Here is a 1,677-nt window from a genome sequence, read left to right on the forward strand (position 1 = left end):
TTTTTTAGGGCATCACTGATGCCACAGCATCAAACTTTTTACGGAGAGTTTGATCCTGGCTCAGGACGAACGCTGGCGGCGTGCCTAATACATGCAAGTCGAGCGCGGGAAGCCGGCGGACTCCTTCGGGAGGAAACCGGTGGAACGAGCGGCGGACGGGTGAGTAACACGTGGGCAACCTGCCGGACTGATGGGAATAACCCCGGGAAACCGGGGCTAATGCCCAATACSCCCTGACCTCGCCTGAGGTCAGCGGCAAAGCAGGGATCTTCGGRTCCTTGCGCAGTCCGATGGGCCCGCGGCGCATTAGCTAGTTGGAGAGGTAAGGGCTCCCCAAGGCGACGATGCGTAGCCGACCTGAGAGGGTGATCGGCCACACTGGGACTGAGACACGGCCCAGACTCCTACGGGAGGCAGCAGTAGGGAATCATCCGCAATGGGCGAAAGCCTGACGGTGCAACGCCGCGTGAGTGATGAAGGTTTTCGGATCGTAAAGCTCTGTTGACAGGGAAGAACCCACGCCAGTCGAACAGGCTGGCGTGCTGACGGTACCTGTCCAGAAAGCCCCGGCTAACTACGTGCCAGCAGCCGCGGTAATACGTAGGGGGCAAGCGTTGTCCGGAATTATTGGGCGTAAAGGGCACGCAGGCGGTTTCGTCAGTCCGATGTGACAGGCCACGGCTCAACCGTGGAAGGCCATTGGAAACTGCGAAACTTGAGGACAGAAGAGGAGAGTGGAATTCCACGTGTAGCGGTGAAATGCGTAGATATGTGGAGGAACACCAGTGGCGAAGGCGACTCTCTGGTCTGTACCTGACGCTGAGGTGCGAAAGCATGGGGAGCAAACAGGATTAGATACCCTGGTAGTCCATGCCGTAAACGCTGAGTGCTAGGTGTTAGGGGTTTCGATACCCGTAGTGCCGAAGCTAACGCATTAAGCACTCCGCCTGGGGAGTACGACCGCAAGGTTGAAACTCAAAGGAATTGACGGGGGCCCGCACAAGCGGTGGAGCATGTGGTTTAATTCGACGCAACGCGAAGAACCTTACCAGATCTTGACATCTTCCGCTACGCCTCGAGAGAGGCGGTTCCCCTTCGGGGGACGGAATGACAGGTGGTGCATGGTTGTCGTCAGCTCGTGTCGTGAGATGTTGGGTTAAGTCCCGCAACGAGCGCAACCCCTAATCTTAGTTGCCAGCATTCAGTTGGGCACTCTAAGGTGACTGCCGGTGACAAACCGGAGGAAGGTGGGGATGACGTCAAATCATCATGCCCCTTATGATCTGGGCTACACACGTGCTACAATGGATGGTACAACGGGAAGCGAACCCGCGAGGGGGAGCCAATCCAGAAAAGCCATTCTCAGTTCGGATTGCAGGCTGCAACTCGCCTGCATGAAGCCGGAATCGCTAGTAATCGCGGATCAGCATGCCGCGGTGAATACGTTCCCGGGCCTTGTACACACCGCCCGTCACACCACGAGAGTTTGCAACACCCGAAGTCGGTGAGGGAACCCTYCYGGGACCCAGCCGCCGAAGGTGGGGCAGATGATTGGGGTGAAGTCGTAACAAGGTATCCCTACCGGAAGGTGGGGATGGATCACCTCCTTTCTATGGAGCATGACCCCGGTCCCGCAGGGACCGGGCAGGGGCCTGGCTTGGCTTTCCTTTTGAGAGA

General features: G+C 57.8%; 1 rRNA gene. It reads left to right on the forward strand.

Annotation, left to right across the window (positions count from 1 at the left end):
* Positions 1–37 precede the first annotated feature (37 nt).
* Positions 38–1,610, forward strand: a 16S ribosomal RNA gene (locus CHL76_RS16615).
* Positions 1,611–1,677 lie beyond the last annotated feature (67 nt).

This window comes from Marinococcus halophilus (genome assembly GCF_002265875.1).
Classification (GTDB): Bacteria; Bacillota; Bacilli; order Bacillales; family Marinococcaceae; genus Marinococcus; species Marinococcus halophilus.